Here is a 21,052-nt window from a genome sequence, read left to right as displayed (position 1 = left end):
CACACAAAGAATGATTTTCTAATTTCTAATCTCAAACCTCAACTTACTCCACTTTTAAAATTACTGGAAGAATAAATTGAGTTTTTACGGGTAATCCGCGCTTGATTGCGGGATTGATTTTTGGAAAATCGACCAAACGGGCTTTGAGGATGCTGTCTATTTTCACAGTATCATACTTAACCGAATCTTTGGGGAATTGAGGTTCGAATTTCATGGTCGCATTAGGAAAAACGGTTACTTTTACCTCGATAGTATCCAACTCAGGATACAACATAGTCAAGGTATCGCTACACAATTTTTCCTGAATTAGCTGAGTCAAAACCTCAAAAAAGCATTGTTCACGTTGTTTTTTGTCCTCGATTTTATCGCAATCCACCACCGATGGGTATTCGTCAACCTCTTTCCAATTGATGGACTTCAATTCCTTTTGCAACAATTCCTTTTCTGAAGGAACCTGCTTGTCAAAATACTGACAGGAATTGAAAAGTATAAAGGCTAAAAAAAGAGAATATTGCTTCAATGTTTGCTTTTTGAATGGGACTTATATGTTATAAAAATACAATTATTTTTCCCATATTCGTAAAGGAAATGAGATTGCATTTCGGTTTCAAAATTACTAAAAATATTTTTATGGATTTCCTGCTTCTAATTTTAGGTTTTGTTTGTGTTATTGTGGGCATTTTTGGGAGTTTTCTGCCTGTTTTGCCGGGGCCGAGCATCAGTTGGGCTGGAATCGTATTGTTATATCTTACCAAAGCAGTTCCCGCCAATTATTGGATTTTGGGCATTTCTTTATTGATTACGATTGCACTTACTATTTTGGATTATGTTATCCCATCCAAAGGGGCGAAAAAATTTGGCGGAAGTTCTTATGGGATTTGGGGAACTAATATCGGATTAGTTGTTGGGATTATTGCCCCTATTCCGCTGGGGTTTATCATTGGGCCGTTTCTCGGGGCTTTTATTGGAGAACTCATTTATGATTACAAAGACCACCAACGTGCTTTGAAAGCGGCTACCGGTTCTTTTCTTGGCTTCTTGGCCTCGTCATTTATGAAGTTTGTGGTTTGTGTGATGTATTTGGGGCTATTTTTCTGGATTGTGTGGGAAAATAGGATTGGGTTATTTTAGGGATTGTTTGCATTTACTGTAGAGATGCACTGCAGTTCTTCTCTACTACGCGATGTATCTTTTACGCAATATTATATATTTTCACCATCTGTGGCGGTTAAATTTAACCAATAAAAAAGCCTCTCCGATTAAGGAAAGGCTTTAAACAATATTGCGGTCTGGACGGGACTCGAACCCGCGACCCCATGCGTGACAGGCATGTATTCTAACCAACTGAACTACCAAACCCTGTTTTATTGCGAGTGCAAAGATACAATAGATTTTCGTTTACGCAACTATTTTATAACACAAGAATCAAAAAAATCATAACTCTTTTAAAACTAAGAACATCCAACAGTAATCAAACCTGTCTCGTCCCAAAAAACGAGACAACAGGCATGTATTCTAACCAACTGAACTTCTAAAACCTGTTCATCGCAGTACTTAAAACACTAGGGATTTTCGTTTATACAATTATTTAATAACACAACAATCAAAAAAATCCAATTGCCTAAAAATCAAAAAAGCTATTCGCCGAGGCGAAAAGCTTTTCATTGGTCTAACTACAAACCGATCTCGTCATTACTATTGGACGAGAAACAACACAACTAGCTTTAGATACCGTATTTGGGAAAAAAAAGCCTTTCAGTTACGAAAGGCTTTCCCAATATTGCGGTCTGGACGGGACTCGAACCCGCGACCCCATGCGTGACAGGCATGTATTCTAACCAACTGAACTACCAAACCTCTGCTTTATTGCGGTTGCAAATATACAACAGATTTTTATTTACGCAAGGCTTTTATTAGAGAATTTTCAAAAAATTTCAATTATACTATCCAAACTTTTGTTTTTCAATTAAATAGGCAATCAAAATCTTTTCAAAACTTTCGCCTACACCAACCGGGATATACTTTATTTTGTTCTGAGCGCAGGTCATTGCGAGCTTTTTGAAATAATCACCAACCTGTTTTTCGTATTCTTCCTTTACATTATCGGCAAAAATCACTACCTCATCCCCTGTTTCTACATCGATAAATTTCCGCGGCGCATTGTCAAAACCAAATTTCAGTTCGGTTTCGTTATCAATAACATGAAACAAAACCACTTTATGCTTATCGTGTTTCAGATGCTGCAGAGCGTTAAAAAGCGCTTCTTCGTTTTCTCCCTGAAACATATCGGTAAACAAAATAATCATCGAACGTCGATGAATTTTCTCCGCTATCTGATGCAAATAAGTGATTGTGTCTGTTTGTTTTTTCTCTTTGGAATTATCCAAAAGCTCCTCAAGCTTGTTCAAAATCATTCTGTGGTGACGATCACTTCCCTTTTCCGACGCATAATACTCGTAACTGTCCGAAAACACGCTTAAGCCCACCGCATCGCGCTGTTTTTTCAGCAAATTCATCAGTACGGCCGAAGCCAATACCGAAAAACCTATTTTACTTTCATAGAATTGTTGGTCGCTTTTCAACTTTGGATAATGCATTGACGAGGAATTGTCGATAATAATATGACATCTCAAATTGGTTTCTTCCTCAAAACATTTTGTGTATAACCGATCGGTTTTGGCAAACAATTTCCAATCAATATGCTTGGTGCTTTCACCGGTATTATACACTTTATGCTCGGCAAATTCGGCCGAAAACCCATGAAACGGACTCTTGTGCATTCCCGAAATAAAACCTTCCACCACTTGGTTGGCCAACAATTCCAAGTGCTGAAAACTGGATATTTTCTCTATCTGCGATTCGATCTTCATTCGGTTTCTTTTTTAATTTTTTGGGCACGATACAACGCATCAGTTGCCTGCAATAGCTTTCTCTTTAGAATGGGACTAAAATTAGGGTTTTCTTTTAAGAATCGCTGCACTTCTTCAAAAGCATATTTTGAAGAATATTTTCCAACAGTATTATTCAGCCAATCTTTCGGAAAAAAAATATCTCCTGTGCGCTGAATTTCAGCAACTAAATCCAATGAAAAACGAATATATTTTTTGGCACTTTCCTGACGCAACGGATGGTGAATATTTGCCAAAGCCGTCGAAACCCAAGATTCTTTTTCCCTGTTTTTTTCTTCTTTTAACGATTTCATAAAACCGTTTCGAACTGTTTCGTCTTTGGATAAAGACGGAAGTAAAAAATCAAATCGTTTTAATTTGTCAGGATTTGTAATCGCCATTCTTGCTTCGTTCAGAATTTTATCTGCCTTTCCATGTTTAAAGATAGCCAAATTCATCGCCATATTCGTGTAATCTTCTTCATTCAACTTCAATCCTTTAATAACGTTTTCCTTATCCCATATTTGATATAATTTTTCTTTACCCAAATCAGAATAGGCAATTGCGCTGAAAAAATTAAAAACAGTCTTTTTAATATTGCTTGGCAAATCAGCACACAATCGTTCATAAAGAATATCTTCCAGTTCTTTCTGAGCTTTACTTTGCTGTTTTGCTGTGAGGAATTTCCAAAAAATCGCACTCGTTTGGTTCGTAATTATTTTCAAAACCAATTCGTTTTGCTCCTGTTGAATTCCTTTCACAAAACAACCAAAAGCTTTTACCGGAGTGATATTTCCGATTAAAGTGTTTTCATAAATATTGATATAGGCCGAAGCTCTCGCAACCTCATCTTTCAAATTTAAAACCGATTCTATATTATTCGAATCAAACGGAAAAACACCATAACCATAGCCATTATAGTTATAAATAACACTAATCGGTTTTGGTTGTCCGACCAACTCATTCAAGCGAATGCTTTTCCCTGACATATTAACATCAACCACCTTAATACCATCAGCATAAACCAAACCAATTTGAAAAATCTGAGGCCAAACATTAGCAGATTTATCTTCTGCTTTCTGTTGAATTTCGAAATTCTTGATTTGGTTTTGAGCATCGTATTCTATTTTGTCTGTAAAAATCGCCCTTCCGGATTTGTTGACCCAAACGGCACTCCATTTTTGCATATCCAAAGGCGTTTCTACATCCAAAATTTCAATCAGATTATTCCAATCAGCATTATCGTTGGCGTATTTTTTTATATATTTCTGAATTCCTTTCCGAAAGGCTTCTTTACCCATCGAAGCTTCCAGTTGACGCATCATAATCGGGGCTTTGTTATAGATAATGTTTCCGTAAAGCGAACCGGCATCTTTTAGGTTGGCCAATTTTTGTTTTATCGGATGTGTTCCCAGCGAACGGTCTTCGGCATACGCGCTTGGGTAATGTGTTGTTAAAAACTGTAAATTATGATTGATCTTCGGAAACAGCGGATTCATAATTTTATCGGCCATAAAATTGGCAAATACCTCTTTCATCCAAACATCGTCAAACCATTTCATTGTAACCAAATCGCCAAACCACATGTGTGAAGTTTCGTGTCCAATCAGTTTTGCCCGATCCATTTTATCACTGTCTGTTGCGGTATTATCCAAAAACAAGGTTGATTCCTTATACTGAATTGCCCCAACATGCTCCATTCCGCCATACTGAAATCCAGGAATTGCAGCGAAGTCCAGCTTTTGAAAAGGAAATGGATAATTGGTATATTTTTTCAAAAAATCCAATGATTGATCATGCAACTTAAAAATAGTGTCAATACTGAATTTTATCTTATCCACATCATTTTCCCGAAACAACATCGTCATCTCCATATTACCAGGTTTATTGGCAACACTTTTAAATTCTCCTGCCACAAATGAAAACAAATAGGTACTCATTTTGTCAGTTTCTCCAAAAGTATAAACCACAAAGTCACCTCTGTCAACTTTATCTTTTACTTTGGCTCCAGCCAAAACCGACCAATCTTTTGGAACATTAAGACTCAACTTATAAACGGCCTTAATATCCGGTTGATCCAAACACGGAAACATTGTGCTCGCCCGATCCGGAACCAATAATGTATATAGATAATCGTCATTACGGTTTAAGGACAAATCACCTGCAATAAAAGAAATGGCAACTGTGTTTTTCCCCATGACCAAATCTTTTGCGGCAATAACGATATGACCTTTTTCCTGAACAATTGCCGTAATTTTTCCGTTTACTTGAACCGATTTTATCTTTTGAAATTGCTCCTTAAAATCCAAATACAAAGGCCGGCTCAAATCGGACAAAACAAGTGTCAAAACCAAATTTGAATTAATTTCACTTTGCTTTTGCTGTGGAATTTCAAACGAAAGATCATAGGATACATTAGAAATTTGCTGTTTTCGAAAATGGGCCAACTGCTCAGAAACGCCGTTATCCAGCACAAAACCTTCTTTAAATTTTGATTGGCCATAACCAACCATCATCATAAAAAAAACAATACAGCAATAGATTTTTTTCATTTTAAAAAATTATAAGATCCATTAAAAATAAAAAAAAGGCTTGACTTTCGCCAAACCTTTAATCTAAATTATAATTGCTACCAATTACAACAATGCGTCCAAGCTGTCTGCATAAGTTTGTTTTGGAGCCACTCCCACTTGTTTTCCAACAACTTCTCCGTTATGGAAAACCAACACCGTTGGAATGTTTCTAACACCGTATTTTGCAGCAAATTCTTGGTTTGCATCTACATCAACTTTACCAACAACCACTTTCCCTTCGTACTCGTTGCTTAGTTCTTCAATGATTGGTCCAACCATTCTACAAGGCCCACACCATGCTGCCCAAAAATCTACCATTACCGGTTTATCTGATTTCAAAACTACTTCATCAAAAGTAGCATCTGTTATTGCTAATGCCATATTGTTAATTTTTTATGTTTAAAAAGCTAATTTGTTTCAATTAGAGTACAAATTTAGAAATTAAAACTCAACCAAACATCATTCCAAAATTAGTTTTCATTATAAATGTATTACTAATTTTTATTTCCGAATGATTAGGAGCTATTTCCCGCTGTCCGCTGTATCTGTGGTCCTGAACGCCAGGACCACAGGATGCCGCTTCCATCGGGGCTAGGGCATTTGTGGTTTCAAAAATTTTCCAAAAAAAAAGACCCTCTTTTCAGAAGGCCTTCATTATATTTAAATTGTCTGATTACAAACTATATTTCAACCCAAGAGTCAAACCTAATCCACTGATACCAACATAAGAGCTAATGTCGTCAGTAGCTTTTGTGTTATCAAAACCAGCAGCATTAGTCACTTTACTATTTGAAGTACTATTGATTTGCTCAACATAGTTCACGTGACTTGCCGAATAAGATGCATCAGCACGGAAAGCGGTTGGAGTATTTAATTTATCCACGTCGTTTTCTGTATATTCTTTTGTTTCTTTCGATTTTCCGTGAACTGTAAAATTGCGGTATTCCAATTCAGCAAACAAAGAAATGTTTTTACCCAACTTATAAGAAGTCCCCAAAGCAGCCATGAAACCAACTGTCGGGTTTGGCAAAATCACATCCTTTGAATACGTATTTGTAGTCCCAGCAGGATTTGTATAAGTTCTATTGGTTTCAATAGTCAAATCCCCAACAACCGGAACAATAACTCCTACTTTAGTATAAGGTTCAAATCCGTTGTGATCACCCAAAAACAAAACAACCGCCGGAGCCAAATCGAATGCTTTGATTTTTCCTTCAGCCGTTCCAGTTACAAAAGTTGGACCTGCTGCCGCTAATCGATTTACGGTTTTAACCATCGTTTTATCATTTCCTGAGAAATAATTAAATCCCATCTCAACACCCAAATGTGGTGTAAAACGGTATCCTACATTCAAACCTGTACGGAAACCTTCTCCAAATGAACCGTGGTTTGTTTCCCTAGAAATCAATGTGGTTCCGTTTGCCGCATACACATCTGTATTTGGCAATGCTCCTGATACTATTGGGAATTCTGTAGCAGCAGTTTGTATAAAATAGGAACCTCCTAATTTAAAATACCAAGTTTCCGGTTTACTGCTTGCTGTATTTGTGGTTTGCCCTACCATAGTCACAGTAGAAACCATTAATGCTAATAAAATTATACTCTTTTTCATGTTTTTTTGTTAATTAATTAGAGCAAACTTAACTCAATTTTGATAATTGTTTAAAATCAACTTAAGTCTCCAAATGTCTTAATTAACATTATTTTCAATGATTAGTTTATTTTTTTACTATGCATGCATAATTTTAACTTAAAACCTTAAAAAACTTTTAAAAGTTTAACAATAAAAAATCAATTCAATTTAAAGTTTATCTGCATTTTCTCCAATTCAAACAACAATTCATTTGAAATTTGGACTTTTAGTTTTCTACTTGGCATCGATAATTTTGTAACTACTTTTATTTCTTCTACTTCAGTGACCGCCTTCGATTCAATGATTTCACCTCCATCTTCGTTTTCATCCACAAAAGACTCGCCATCCGTTTCTGTAAACTCAGGAGTTGTTTCTACAATTCGTTTTATTTTTTCCAACTCCATGATTTCAAAAGAAACCGTATTATCACCCTTGTGTTCTTGAAACAAACGATTCAATTTATGAATAAACTCTACTTCAAGATCTTTAATATTCAACAAAAGAATCAGTTTCTTGGCAAAAGCACTCAACACGTCCTGTAAATACTGTACCAACACGAACTGTATTCTCGGCTCGGCTCTTTTTCCTGTTTCCTGATTTACCCAACCTTCTTTTACCAGTACTTTCAAGAAAGTAAAATTATTTTGGATGAAGAAATGCCTAAACTTTAAGTATTCTTCACCAAATATTTTAAATTCATAACTTTCGTCATAACCTTCCAACATGAATGTTCCCCAACCTTTTCCGTTCTTCGCCACACGATGCTGCACATTAGTTATGATTCCGCCAAAAGTCAGGTTTTTGCCTACGTGTGCTTCCAAATTTTTCAAAGCCTCCAGCTTGGCATTGCAAAAATATTTCATCTCAAATTTGTAATCGTCCAGCGGATGTCCTGAAATATAAATTCCAACCACCTCTTTTTCCTTGGCCAATTTTTCCATCGTACTCCAGTCTTCACACGGAGGCACAACCGGCTCGGCAATCTGTACTTCGCTAGTTTCACCAAACAAACTTACCTGAGACGAATTCTCATTCTCCTGAAATTTCGATCCGTAACGCATCGCCTTTTCATAAAAAGTGATTCCGTCACCATCTTCGTGAAAATATTGCGCTCTTGTTGTTCCTTCAAACGAATCAAAACCTCCTGCAAGCGCCAGATTTTCGATTGCTTTTTTATTCGCAGCGCGCAAATCGATACGTTTGGTCAAATCAAAAATGGACTTGTATTTACCTGATTTTCTATTTTCAACAATCGTTTCCACAGCACCGGCACCCACACCTTTAATAGCTCCCATTCCAAAACGGACAGCGTAATCATCATTTACCGTAAATTTATAATACGATTCATTGACATCAGGCCCAAGAACCTGCAATCCCATACGTTTACATTCTTCCATAAAGAACGAAACCTGCTTGATATCGTTCATGTTATTAGATAATACCGCTGCCATATATTCGGCAGGATAATGCGCTTTCAGATAAGCCGTTTGATAGGCCACCCAAGCATAACAGGTCGAGTGCGATTTATTAAAAGCATAACTCGCGAAAGCTTCCCAGTCTGTCCAAATTTTATCCAGTTTCTTTTCATCGTGCCCTTTTGCAACAGCCTGATCGATGAATTTTCCTTTCATTTTATCCAGTACATCCTTTTGCTTCTTACCCATCGCCTTACGCAAAACATCAGCATCACCTTTGGAGAATCCGGCTAACTTTTGCGACAAAAGCATTACCTGCTCTTGGTAAACCGTAATCCCGTAGGTTTCAGACAAATATTCTTCGCAGGCATCCAAGTCATAGGTAATTTCTTCTTCACCGTTTTTACGACGAACGAAAGACGGTATGTACTCCAAAGGTCCCGGACGGTACAAGGCATTCATCGCAATCAAATCGGCAAAAACCGTCGGCTTCAAATCCTTCATGTATTTTTGCATACCGGGTGACTCGTATTGGAACACCCCAACAGTTTCTCCTCTTTGGAACAGCTCATACGTCTTGACATCATCAATCGGAAAATTGTCAGGATTCAATTCAATTCCCGTACGGTATTTTACCAATTTCACCGTGTCCTTTATCAAAGTCAGGGTCTTCAGACCCAAGAAGTCCATCTTTAGCAATCCGGCACTTTCGGCTACGGAGTTGTCAAATTGGGTAACATATAAATCGGAATCTTTGGCGGTGGTTACCGGAACATAATTGGTAATGTCCGACGGCGTAATGATTACCCCACAGGCGTGAATTCCCGTGTTTCGCATCGAACCTTCAAGTATTTTCGCCTGCTGAATGGTTTCTCCTGCCAAATCGTCTTCATTAGCAATGGCGATTAATTCTTTTACAAGTTCAAATTCATCCGCACCTTTTAATGCTTTTTTAACCTCATCTTCTGATTCAGAAATAAAACGGGCCAAATTCCATTTGGATGGCATCATTGCCGGAATCAGCTTGGCAATTCTATCAGCCTCAAACAAAGGCAAATCAAGTACACGAGCCGTATCACGAATAGCCGATTTGGTCGCCATTTTACCATAAGTGATAATCTGAGCCACTTGATTGGCACCATATTTTTTAATTACATAATCCATTACACGACCACGGCCTTCATCATCAAAATCGATATCAATATCGGGCATGGATACACGATCCGGATTTAGGAAACGCTCAAAAAGCAAATCGTACTTAATTGGGTCAATATTTGTAATCCCCAAACAATACGCCACGGCAGAACCCGCAGCCGAACCACGTCCGGGACCAACGGATACATCCATTTTTCTAGCCTCAGCGATGAAATCCTGTACAATCAAAAAGTAACCCGGATAACCCGAATTAGAAATCGTAAGCAATTCAAAATCCAATCGCTCTTGAATGTCGGGCGTAATTTCTTCGTAGCGTCTTCTCGCCCCATCCATCGTAAGATGTCTTAAATAGGCATTTTCGCCTCGAACACCATTATCTTTTTCATCTTCGGGGTCAACAAATTCCTGCGGAATATCATATTTAGGAAGCAATACGTCACGATACAGCGAGTAAATTTCGACCTTATCTATGATTTCCTGAATATTTGTAATGGCTTCGGGTAAATCGGCGAAGAGTTTCTTCATTTCCTCTTCCGACTTATAATAATATTCCTGATTCGGAAGTCCATAACGATAGCCACGACCACGACCAATAGGCGTTGCCTGCTTCTCACCATCTTTCACGCACAACAAAATATCGTGTGCATTAGCATCATCCTTATTTACATAATAAGTATTGTTCGTAGCAACCAACTTTACATTATGCTTTTGTGAAAAGGCAATCAAAGTTTTATTTACACGATTTTCATCCTCTTGATTATGACGCATGATTTCAAGATACAAATCGTCTCCAAATTGTTCTTTCCACCAAAGCAAAGCTTCTTCGGCTTGGTTCTCTCCAATATTTAGGATTTTACTCGGAATCTCTCCATATAAATTCCCGGACAAAACCATAATGTCTTCCTTATATTTTTCGACTATTGTTCTGTCTATCCTTGGCACATAATAAAAACCATCTACATAAGCGATCGAAGCCATTTTAGCCAAATTGTGGTAGCCTTTTTTATTTTTCGCCAATAAAACAACTTGATAACCATTGTCTTTTTTGGATTTATCCAAATGGTTGTCACAGATATTAAATTCGCAACCAACAATGGGTTTTATTTCAGTTTCTGTCGGTTCTGCTCCACTTTCAACTAACTCTTTGTTTTTGGCGGAAACCGATTTGTTATGATTCATGACCGCGCTCACAAAGTGGAATGCCCCCATCATATTTCCCGTATCGGTCATGGCAACCGCCGGAAATTTATTTTTGGCTGTCGCCGAAACCAAACCTCCAATACTTATCGTTGACTGTAAAACCGAAAACTGTGTATGATTATGAAGATGCGCAAAAGCCGCATCAACCAATACTTTTTTATTATCGGCAAGCTCTTCTTTCGAAACAGAAAAAGCTTGTTTTTCACCAAATTGAAGTCGGATTTTCTCCGAAGCTTCTTTTAAGTTAATGTGTTTTAACCCGATTAACTCAAATTCGTATGGGTTTTTGTTTTTGAAATCCCTAAAATAACTGTCATCAACATCAAGTTCTTCTTTGGTGAAAATATCCCTACGAATTAATTCAAGAAAACAACGCGTTGTTGCCTCAACGTCGGCGGTGGCGTTGTGCGCTTCCGCAAAAGGGACTTCGAATAAATATTCGTGTAATTCGGTTAATGTTGGTAATTTGAATTTCCCTCCACGACCTCCGGGTAATTTCAATAAAGAAGCGGTAACTTCGGTACAGGTATCCAAAATAGGCATTTCGCTCATTTGAGATGTAACGCCCATTCTGTAGAATTCACAGCCCATAATATTGACGTCAAAACCAAGATTTTGACCCACGATAAATTTGGCTTTGCCCAAAGCAATATTGAACTTTTCCAAAACTTCGGCCAAAGAAACCCCTTCGGCTTCGGCCAATTCGGTCGAGATTCCGTGAATACGCTCAGCATCATACGGAATATTGAATCCTTCCGGCTTTACCAAATAATCCTGATGTTCGATGAGTTTCCCCATATCGTCATGCAGCTGCCAAGCGATTTGAATACATCTTGGCCAATTGTCGGTGTCAGAAATGGGTGCGCCCCATTTCTTGGGTAATCCTGTGGTTTCGGTATCGAATATTAAGTACATACGCTTAAATAACAAAAATTAAAAAGTCCAAATTCCAATTTTACATTATAAAATATTGATTATCTGAACAATAAAAAATATTCAAATGCAAAATGGCGGAAATTCAAATTTAGGTTTTTTATAAGGAATGCAATAGTGAAGTTATTAACAAAAAACACCCATTAACACGATAACTTAAAGACTACAAAAAAACAAATACGCCATAATTGAATACCTTTTTTGATTCTAATAAATCTAAAATTCATTTTGGACACTAATTGCACCAAAATGGATACTTTTAAGTTGCATCCTATCCTGAATTTTGTCTCATCAAATTAAAACAATTAATCATGAAGACAATTTTTATTACAGGTGCTTCGGCCGGTTTAGGAAAAGCTACAGCAAAATTATTTCACGAAAAAGGATGGAATGTAATCGCAACAATGAGAAATCCTGAAAAGGAAACAGAACTCAATAATTTAAAAAATGTAACCCTCTTAGCTTTGGATGTTACTAATTATGGACAAATACAAAACACTGTTAAAAAAGCTATTGAATTAAGCGACATTGATATCGTCTTTAATAATGCTGGTTATGGTTTGATTGGTCCTTTAGAAGGTCTTTCTGATGATCAAATCACAAAACAACTCGATACAAATTTATTGGGAGTTATACGTGTTACCAATGCTTTTATTCCGTATTTCAGGGAAAGAAAAAACGGTTTATTTATCTCAACTACTTCCATTGGAGGCCTAATCTCTTTCCCTTTAGGTTCTGTTTATCACGCAACTAAATGGGGACTGGAAGGCTGGAGCGAAAGCATGGCCTATGAACTGAATACATTTGGAGTAAATATTAAAACAGTTTCTCCAGGTGCCATCAAAACTGAATTCATGGGCGGTTCGCTAGATACTGGAAGCAAACCGGAATATGAAGAAATGACCAACAATATGTTTGCAAGTGCCGAAGCAATGTTTTCAATGGCATCAACTCCTGAACAAATTGCCGAAGTAGTTTACGAAGCTGCCACAGACGGAAAAAACAAACTCAGATATGTGGCCGGAGAAGATGCTAAAGCTCTTTACAAACAAAGACTGGAGCAAGGAGATGAAATTTTTCGTGCTGAATTTGGGAAACAATTTTTAGGAGCATAATTTCTTCAAACTAATACCGGTCAAATTTAAAAATCTGTTCGGTATTAGTTCTTAATTTTTTCATACATTTAAATCATGGAAAAGAAAAACAACAATCCAACAAGAATTTCCTCTATATCAGAATTGCACAATTTATTGCAGTTAACCAAGCCTCTGCACCCAATGATAAGTCTGGTAGACAATACTAAAATGACTTTGAACACTGATTTAATATATAGTTCCTTTTTACTCGATTTTTATAAAATATCCTATAAATATTCTACTCATGGAAAAATGGGCTATGGCCAGGGTTATTATGATTTTAATGAAGGCGGATTAATGTTTACCTCCCCTAATCAATTGATTTCTATTGACAATAACGAAGATGATGAATATTACGGTTATACTTTGTTTTTCCATCCCGATTTCATCAGAAATTATTCTTTGGGCAAAAGCATCAAAAAATATGGTTTCTTTTCATATGATACCAATGAAGCTTTACATCTTTCTGAAAGCGAAAAGAAAACCATTATTGGAATACTCGACAGTATCAACAATGAACTTCACACGGCTATAGACGAAATGAGTCAGGATGTAATTGTTTCTTATATTGAGGTTTTGCTTAATTACAGTAATCGATTTTACAAACGTCAATTCATAACTCGAAAAACAATCAGTAATGATATATTGATCAAAGTAGAAGAAACACTTGACAACTATTTAAATAATGCTGAAACCTTAAAAAGAGGATTACCTACCGTAGATTTCCTGGCTTCTGAGATTAATGTTTCCAGTCATTACCTTAGCGATTTACTCCGAAATTTAACTGGACAAAATGCCCAACAGCATATTCATTCCAAACTCATTGAAAAAGCAAAAGATTTCCTAATGACTACCAATCTTTCAGTTGCAGAAATTGCCTATCAATTAGGTTTCGAATTTCCTCAATCATTTAGTAAGTTATTCAAAAAGAAGACTAATTTCACGCCATTAGAGTTTAAAAACTCACTTAATTAATACTCCAAAAATCATTTTAATTATGGTAGCAACTATAATCATCTGCCTCTTGGGAGCTCTCCTTCTTTCCGGAATTTATTTCATAAATCTACCCCTATTTGGTAAAGCTCCCTGTGGGGAAAGGTTGGAAAAGATAAAAAAATCGCCTAATTATAAAAAAGGTAAATTCCATAATATCCATTTTACACCGACATTGACTAAAGGCTATTCAATAGCAGGGATTTTATATCAACAGCTTTTTAAAAAATTCCCTGATAGAATTCCCGAAAATGAAATTCCCTCAGTCAAAACCGATTTAAAAAATCTTAATCCAGCAGAAAATATATTAGTTTGGTTTGGACATTCATCATATTTCATTCAATTGAATGAAAAAAAATTCCTTATAGATCCCGTCTTTAGCGGCAACGCTTCCCCCATTCCTGGAAGTGTTAAAGCATTTGATGGTAGTAATGAATATCAAACTGAGGATTTTCCGGAAATTGATTATCTGCTAATTTCCCATGACCATTATGATCATTTGGATTATCCAACAATCATAAGATTAAAAAACAAAATAGATACTATCATTTGCGGACTGGGAGTTGGTTCTCATTTTGAACATTGGGGTTTTAATTCTAATAAAATTATCGAAAAAGATTGGGATGAAACCGAAATCCTGACCGAGTATATTAAAATCTATACTACTCCGGCGAGACATTTTTCAGGAAGAGGATTAATTAGAAATAACACACTCTGGCTATCATTTATATTAGAAACTCCAAAGCATAAATTATTTTTAGGTGGCGATAGCGGTTACGACAGTCACTTTACAGAAATTGGCAAAAATCACGGCCCGTTCGATTTAGTCATTTTAGAAAATGGACAATACAATCTGGCTTGGGAAGCTATCCATTTACTTCCTAAACAATTTATAAAAGCCGCAGGTGAATTAAATACTAAAAGAGTGATGCCTGTTCATTCTTCAAAATTTGTTTTGGCACAACACCCATGGAATGAACCTTTAAATAAAATTTCCGAATATTATAAAAACGGGGATTTCAATTATGCCCTTGCAACTCCAAGAATAGGAGAAACTGTAAACTTAGATGATAACAAACAAACATTTTCGGAGTGGTGGAAACAATAAAATAAAAGATCGAAAACTACACAAAAAGAGACTTCAAATTTTACATTAATAAATTCCCGAAGTCTCTTTTTTAATTCAACAGTTTACTATAAACGATTAGAAAAACATCCTCCCAATTCAACTTTCTTATTTTTTGGATGTCGTAGTATTTTAGCAAAAAATAGCAGGCTAAAAAACCCAAATACGCCCCTTTTTATAATGCTAAAAATTAGATTTTTAATTCATTTTCAGCAATTCCTTACAATCTAAATTATAACAATAATCACTATTTTTTGAGTTTTTGTTGTTATTTTTTAAACTAATTTCAACTTCGTTAGATTTATTTGCAATAAATTTGCAAATTATTAAAAATCGAACAAAAGGCTTCAAAACCACTTTGATAAGAATTTCAAAGTCAAATAAAGAAAGTTTATTTTTTTAACAAAAACAACGAACCAAAGTTCAATAGTGTTGTAAAACCATTTTGGGCATCGTATAAAATAAATTTTCAAAATTGACGAATCTCTTTTCTTTTTTAATTTTGTTGCCAATGATGTTGTTAGGGATAATTTACCCTGATTATAAAAGAGAAATACACTAAAAAATAGTTAAAATGAGTACTACATTATTCGACAAAGTATGGGATTCGCACGTGGTGCGTAAAATAGAAGACGGACCAGATGTTTTTTTTATTGACCGTCATTTTATTCACGAAGTGACTAGTCCAGTAGCTTTTTTAGGTTTAAAACAAAGAGGAGTTAAGGTATTGTATCCTGAGCGTACTTTTGCAACTGCCGACCATAACACACCAACCATAAACCAACACTTGCCGGTTGCCGATGCCTTATCTGCAAACCAATTGAAAGCGTTGGAAACCAATGCTAACGAATATGGAATTTCACACTGGGGATTGGGACACCAAAAAAATGGTATTGTTCACGTTGTAGGACCTGAAAACGGTATTACTTTGCCTGGTGCAACTATTGTTTGTGGAGACTCACATACTTCAACTCACGGTGCTTTTGGTGCTATTGCTTTTGGTATCGGAACTTCTGAGGTGGAAATGGTACTTTCTACCCAATGTATCATGCAGCCTAAGCCAAAGAAAATGCGTATAAACGTAAACGGTAAATTGAGCAAAGGTGTTGGGCCAAAAGACGTTGCTCTTTATATCATTTCAAAATTGACTACTTCTGGAGGTACAGGATATTTTGTAGAATACGCTGGTAATGTTTTCGAAGAAATGACAATGGAAGGTCGTATGACGGTTTGTAACTTGAGTATCGAAATGGGTGCCCGTGGAGGTATGATTGCCCCTGACCAAACTACTTTCGATTTCTTGGAAGGTCGTTTATATGCTCCAAAAGGTGAAGCTTGGGATAAAGCGGTTGCTTACTGGAAAACTTTGAAAACGGATGCTGATGCTAAATTTGATGCTGAATTGAATTTTGACGCTGCAGACATCGAACCAATGATCACTTACGGAACCAATCCTGGAATGGGAATTGGTATCACTAAACATATTCCAAGCGCTGACCAAGTAGAAGGTGGTGAGGAAACTTATAAAAAATCATTGAATTACATGGGCTTCCACGAAGATGATGTAATGATTGGTAAACAAATTGATTATGTTTTCTTGGGAAGTTGTACCAATGGACGTATCGAAGATTTTAGAGCTTTCGCTGAAGTTGTAAAAGGAAGAAAAAAAGCGGATAATGTTACTGCTTGGTTAGTACCAGGTTCACACGTTGTTGAAGCTCAAATCAAAGAAGAAGGTATTTTGGATATTTTAACTGAAGCAGGATTTGTATTGCGTCAGCCTGGTTGTTCAGCTTGTTTGGCAATGAACGATGATAAAGTTCCTGCCGGAAAATATGCGGTAAGCACTTCAAACAGAAACTTCGAAGGTCGTCAAGGTCCTGGTTCCAGAACACTTTTAGCTAGTCCAATTATGGCTGCTGCTGCTGCTGTTACAGGAAAATTGACAGATCCTAGAGATTTACTATAAATTTCAGATTGTAGATTAACGATTTTTGATTTCAGATTTCGTTAGTCTATAAATCATTTTTTTAGAAAATTCAGTTTACAATTATAATTTACAAAATAGAATTAACGCTTTCGATTGTATTTCCGCAAGGTAAATCTAAAATCAAAAATCGTTAATCAAAAATCAAAAATCACAATGGCATACGATAAATTTAATATCCTTACTAGTAGTGCAGTGCCACTACCAATAGAAAACGTGGATACGGATCAAATCATCCCGGCTCGTTTCCTAAAAGCTACAAAACGTGAAGGTTTTGGAGATAACCTTTTTAGAGACTGGAGATACAATGGAGATGATACTCCAAAAGCGGATTTCGTTTTAAACAACAGTACATACAGCGGAAAAATATTAGTGGGAGGAAAAAACTTTGGTTCTGGTTCTTCTCGTGAGCACGCTGCTTGGGCAGTTTACGATTACGGATTCCGTGCTGTGGTTTCTTCTTTCTTTGCAGATATCTTCAAAGGAAACTGTTTGAACATCGGTGTTTTGCCGGTTCAGGTAAGCCCTGAATTTGCCGAAACTATTTTCAAAGCTATCGAAGCAGATCCAAAAACAGAATTGGAAATAAATTTGCCTGAGCAAACCATTACTTTATTGGCTACCGGCCAAAAAGAATCTTTTGACATTAATGGATACAAAAAGAACAATATGATCAACGGATTTGATGATATTGATTACTTGCAAAACATTAAAGAAGAGATCACAGGGTTTGCAGACAAACTGCCTTACTAAAAAATAAATACAATTAGTTTAGATAAGAGACCCGACACATTTTTTTAAATATGTCGGGTTTATAAATAAAATATAGTTAAGCTTTTCGAGTATAAAAAAATAATTTTAAATCTTAGAGAATGAAATCAACATTATCTGAAATACAGCAGCGTTTTGACAACGAAGTCGAGCGTTTTTCCAATTTGGAAACCGGGCAAATCAGTACTGTTGATGCTACTTTGAGTTTAGAATTATTAACTCAGGCTGCGAGTGTCTGTCGTCCCGATGCCAAACAAGTTTTGGATTTGGGTTGTGGCGCAGGAAATTATTCTCTAAAATTATTAAATCTTATCCCTGATTTTGACGTCACTTTGATTGATTTGAGCCAACCGATGTTGGACAAAGCAAAAGAAAGAATTTTAAAAGCTTCGGAAGGGAAAATCACAACTATTCAAACTGATTTTTTGAATATGGAATTGCCCGAAAAAACTTTTGACATTGTGGTAACAGGAGCGGCGATGCACCATTTGAGAGAAGATAAAGAATGGGAAACGGTTTTTTCGAAAATATATAAAAGCCTAAAAAAGGGCGGTTGTTTTTGGATTTCCGATTTAATCAAACACGATCACCCGGCTATCGATAAACTGATGTGGAATCGCTACTCGGAGTATTTAGAAGGTGTTGGGGGCAAAGCTTATCAGGAAAACGTATTTGCTTATATTGCCAAAGAAGACACTCCGCGCTCCGTGATGTACCAATTGGATATATTGAAAAAAGTTGGTTTTTCATACGTGGACGTTTTACACAAAAACAGTAATTTCTCTGTGTTTGGAGGTATCAAATAGTTAAGTATGAAAGAGAACAAACACATACAAAGAGAAAGTCAACAATCCACCAAAATATTTGATGACAGAAGCCTGACAAATGACTACAGGAATTTATCATCTATTTTGAAACCGGGAATGAAGGTTCTTGATGTGGGTTGCGGGACTGGCGCCATTTCGAAAGATATTGCAAACATTGTTGGTGAAAACGGAAAAGTTACCGGAATTGACAATACCGAAGGTTTTATTTTAAGCGGGAAAGAATCGTATCAGAACATAACAAATTTAGAATTAATTCACGTTGATTTATTCGATTTCAATCCGGAAGAAAAATTCGATTTAATTGTTTCGGCAAGGGTATTGCAATGGCTAAGCAATCCGAAAGAAGCTTTGTTAAAGATGTAATCGCTTTTGAAACCAAACGGTCAAATATCGATTCTGGATTATGATCACACTAATCTGGACTGGAATCCTTCGCCGCCGGAAAGCATGCAAGCGTTTTATGGCACTTTTTTAAAGTGGAGACAAGATGCCGGAATGAACAATAAAATTGCTGAAGATTTACCCGATTTATTAAAAGTAGCGGGGTTTCATTCGATCGAAAAAATCAATTCGGATGAATTTTATAATAAACAAAGATCAGACTATAAATCAAAAATAGGAATTTGGTCAAAAGTTGCCGGTTCACTTCAAATGGTCGAAGAAGGTTATCTGGAAAATGAACTGCGATTGAAAGCCATAGAAGAATACAACCATTGGATAGAAACAGAAGCGATTTCCATGACAATGAAATTAAATGAAGTGCGGGGAAAAGCATAATCTGTCAGAATAAAAAACAATAAAACACACAATACCCCTTTTCAAAAAGAATTTATACTAGCAATATGGAAAAAAGAAAAATTGAAATAATGGATACCACACTCCGTGACGGTGAACAAACCTCGGGTGTATCCTTTTCTGCTGCGGAAAAATTAACCATTGCGCAATTATTGCTTGAAGAATTAAATGTTGACCGTATTGAAATAGCTTCTGCCCGAGTAAGCGAAGGTGAATTTCAAGGCGTAAGCGGAATTATGGCTTGGGCTAATGAAAAAGGCTATACCGACAAAGTCGAAGTACTGACATTTGTCGATGGCGGAATTTCAATCGAATGGATGAAAAAAGCAGGAGCCAAAGTTCAAAATTTATTGACTAAAGGTTCTCTAAATCATTTGACCCATCAATTAAAAAAAACACCGGAACAACATTTTGCCGAAATCGCACAAACAATTGCATTGGCCACCGAAAATGGAATTTCGACCAATGTTTATTTGGAAGACTGGAGCAATGGTATGCGTAATTCTCCTGAATATGTTTTCCAATATTTAGATTTCATAACGACACAACCTATCAAAAGAGTATTGTTACCGGACACTTTGGGAGTTCTTATCCCGTCTGATACATTTGAATTTATTTCGAAAATCACAAAAAAATATCCTAATACCCATTTTGATTTCCATGCTCACAACGACTACGATTTGAGCGTAGCCAATGTGATGGAAGCTATTAAAGCAGGTATTAGCGGTTTGCACGTTACCGTAAACGGAATGGGCGAACGCGCCGGAAATGCTCCGCTTGAAAGTACAGTTGCCGTCGTTAACGATTTTTTGCCTGAGGTAAAAATCAACATCAAAGAATCGTCTTTGTACTCGGTAAGCAAATTGGTGGAAACCTTTACCGGATATAGAATCCCTGCCAACAAACCTATTGTTGGTGATAATGTTTTTACCCAAACTGCTGGTATTCACGCAGACGGTGACAACAAAAACAATTTATATTTCAATGACCTTCTTCCGGAACGTTTTGGAAGAAAACGAAAATATGCTTTAGGAAAAACATCCGGAAAAGCCAATATCGAAAAGAACCTTCAGGAATTGGGATTGAAACTAAATTCCGAAGATTTGAAACTAGTAACCCAACGCATCATCGAATTGGGGGACAAAAAAGAAACCGTTACCAAAGAAGACCTTCCTTATATTATATCTGACGTATTGGACCGTCAAACTTATGAAGAGAAAATTAAAGTGGAATCGTACGTCTTGGTTCATGCCAAAGGAATGCGTCCTTCAACAACTCTTTGCTTAAAAATCGATGGCGAAATCATTGAAGAAAACGCACAGGGAGACGGGCAGTTTGATGCATTTATGAATGCGCTTTCGAAAATTTACAAAACCAAAAAAATGACTTTGCCAAAATTAGTCGATTATGCGGTTCGTATCCCGCCCGGAAGTAGTTCGGATGCATTATGCGAAACCGTAATCACTTGGACTAACAATGGAAAAGAATTTAAAACAAGAGGATTGGACTCGGATCAAACTGTAGCCGCTATCATTGCCACACAAAAAATGTTGAATGTAGTAGTGATTTAAATCCCATTTTAGAATAAATTAAAATCAAAAATATAATCAAAATTAACAA

At 36.5% G+C, this 21,052-nt stretch carries 16 protein-coding genes and 2 tRNA genes; 10 read left to right on the top strand and 8 right to left on the bottom strand.

Going from position 1 to position 21,052, the window contains the following annotated elements; translation table 11 throughout:
* Positions 1-43 precede the first annotated feature (43 nt).
* Complete coding sequence (locus OZP12_RS03470; RefSeq protein WP_281227660.1) at positions 44-520, bottom strand: hypothetical protein; 477 nt, start codon at positions 518-520, stop codon at positions 44-46.
* Between the two features lie 110 nt (positions 521-630).
* Between OZP12_RS03470 and OZP12_RS03465 the strand changes: the two genes are divergently transcribed.
* Complete coding sequence (locus OZP12_RS03465; RefSeq protein ID WP_281227659.1) at positions 631-1,131, top strand: DUF456 domain-containing protein; 501 nt, start codon at positions 631-633, stop codon at positions 1,129-1,131.
* 154 nt (positions 1,132-1,285) lie between these two features.
* Here the strand turns inward: OZP12_RS03465 and OZP12_RS03460 are convergent.
* From OZP12_RS03460 to dnaE, 7 genes are all read right to left on the bottom strand, one after another.
* A tRNA-Asp gene (locus OZP12_RS03460) sits at positions 1,286-1,359 on the bottom strand.
* 424 nt (positions 1,360-1,783) lie between these two features.
* Positions 1,784-1,857: transfer RNA gene (locus OZP12_RS03455), tRNA-Asp, on the bottom strand.
* 86 nt (positions 1,858-1,943) lie between these two features.
* Positions 1,944-2,870, bottom strand: coding sequence for a DUF58 domain-containing protein (locus OZP12_RS03450; protein ID WP_281227658.1), 927 nt, complete (start codon positions 2,868-2,870; stop codon positions 1,944-1,946).
* Positions 2,867-5,440 carry a M1 family metallopeptidase gene (locus tag OZP12_RS03445; protein WP_281227657.1) on the bottom strand — a complete coding sequence of 858 codons (2,574 nt, stop codon included), beginning with the start codon at positions 5,438-5,440 and terminating at the stop codon, positions 2,867-2,869. The genes OZP12_RS03450 and OZP12_RS03445 overlap by 4 nt, the downstream gene beginning before the upstream one ends.
* Before the next feature lie 84 nt (positions 5,441-5,524).
* Positions 5,525-5,842 carry a thioredoxin gene (gene trxA / locus OZP12_RS03440; protein WP_281227656.1) on the bottom strand — a complete coding sequence of 106 codons (318 nt, stop codon included), beginning with the start codon at positions 5,840-5,842 and terminating at the stop codon, positions 5,525-5,527.
* 292 nt (positions 5,843-6,134) lie between these two features.
* A complete protein-coding gene (locus OZP12_RS03435) occupies positions 6,135-7,073 on the bottom strand; it encodes an outer membrane beta-barrel protein (protein WP_281227655.1) in 939 nt (312 codons plus the stop codon).
* A 179-nt stretch (positions 7,074-7,252) separates the two neighbouring features.
* Positions 7,253-11,779: a DNA polymerase III subunit alpha gene (gene dnaE / locus OZP12_RS03430; RefSeq protein WP_281227654.1), complete on the bottom strand. Its 4,527-nt coding sequence runs from the start codon at positions 11,777-11,779 to the stop codon at positions 7,253-7,255.
* A 329-nt stretch (positions 11,780-12,108) separates the two neighbouring features.
* Between dnaE and OZP12_RS03425 the strand changes: the two genes are divergently transcribed.
* The 9 genes from OZP12_RS03425 to OZP12_RS03385 all read left to right on the top strand — a co-directional run bounded on the left by OZP12_RS03425 (position 12,109) and on the right by OZP12_RS03385 (position 21,003).
* Entirely contained in the window at positions 12,109-12,912 is an 804-nt protein-coding gene (locus OZP12_RS03425) for an SDR family oxidoreductase (RefSeq protein WP_281227653.1), read from the top strand.
* 75 nt (positions 12,913-12,987) lie between these two features.
* On the top strand, positions 12,988-13,908 hold the full coding sequence (locus tag OZP12_RS03420; protein ID WP_281227652.1) for a helix-turn-helix domain-containing protein: 921 nt from the start codon (positions 12,988-12,990) through the stop codon (positions 13,906-13,908).
* A 22-nt stretch (positions 13,909-13,930) separates the two neighbouring features.
* A complete protein-coding gene (locus OZP12_RS03415) occupies positions 13,931-15,034 on the top strand; it encodes an MBL fold metallo-hydrolase (RefSeq protein WP_281227651.1) in 1,104 nt (367 codons plus the stop codon).
* Positions 15,035-15,626: 592 nt separating this feature from the next.
* Entirely contained in the window at positions 15,627-17,021 is a 1,395-nt protein-coding gene (gene leuC / locus OZP12_RS03410) for a 3-isopropylmalate dehydratase large subunit (RefSeq protein WP_281227650.1), read from the top strand.
* 174 nt (positions 17,022-17,195) lie between these two features.
* Positions 17,196-17,792, top strand: coding sequence for a 3-isopropylmalate dehydratase small subunit (gene leuD / locus OZP12_RS03405; protein ID WP_281227649.1), 597 nt, complete (start codon positions 17,196-17,198; stop codon positions 17,790-17,792).
* A 119-nt stretch (positions 17,793-17,911) separates the two neighbouring features.
* A complete protein-coding gene (locus OZP12_RS03400) occupies positions 17,912-18,616 on the top strand; it encodes a class I SAM-dependent methyltransferase (protein WP_281227648.1) in 705 nt (234 codons plus the stop codon).
* A gap of 6 nt (positions 18,617-18,622) precedes the next feature.
* Positions 18,623-19,000 carry a class I SAM-dependent methyltransferase gene (locus OZP12_RS03395; protein ID WP_281227647.1) on the top strand — a complete coding sequence of 126 codons (378 nt, stop codon included), beginning with the start codon at positions 18,623-18,625 and terminating at the stop codon, positions 18,998-19,000.
* Positions 19,001-19,006: 6 nt separating this feature from the next.
* Positions 19,007-19,414 carry a hypothetical protein gene (locus OZP12_RS03390; RefSeq protein ID WP_281227646.1) on the top strand — a complete coding sequence of 136 codons (408 nt, stop codon included), beginning with the start codon at positions 19,007-19,009 and terminating at the stop codon, positions 19,412-19,414.
* A 65-nt stretch (positions 19,415-19,479) separates the two neighbouring features.
* Positions 19,480-21,003, top strand: coding sequence for an alpha-isopropylmalate synthase regulatory domain-containing protein (locus OZP12_RS03385; RefSeq protein WP_281227645.1), 1,524 nt, complete (start codon positions 19,480-19,482; stop codon positions 21,001-21,003).
* Positions 21,004-21,052: the final 49 nt, after the last annotated feature.

Source organism: Flavobacterium aquiphilum (assembly GCF_027111335.1).
Taxonomy (GTDB): Bacteria; Bacteroidota; Bacteroidia; order Flavobacteriales; family Flavobacteriaceae; genus Flavobacterium; species Flavobacterium aquiphilum.
Note: the sequence above shows the minus strand (reverse complement) of the source record. Positions and strands in the feature narration are given on the sequence as shown.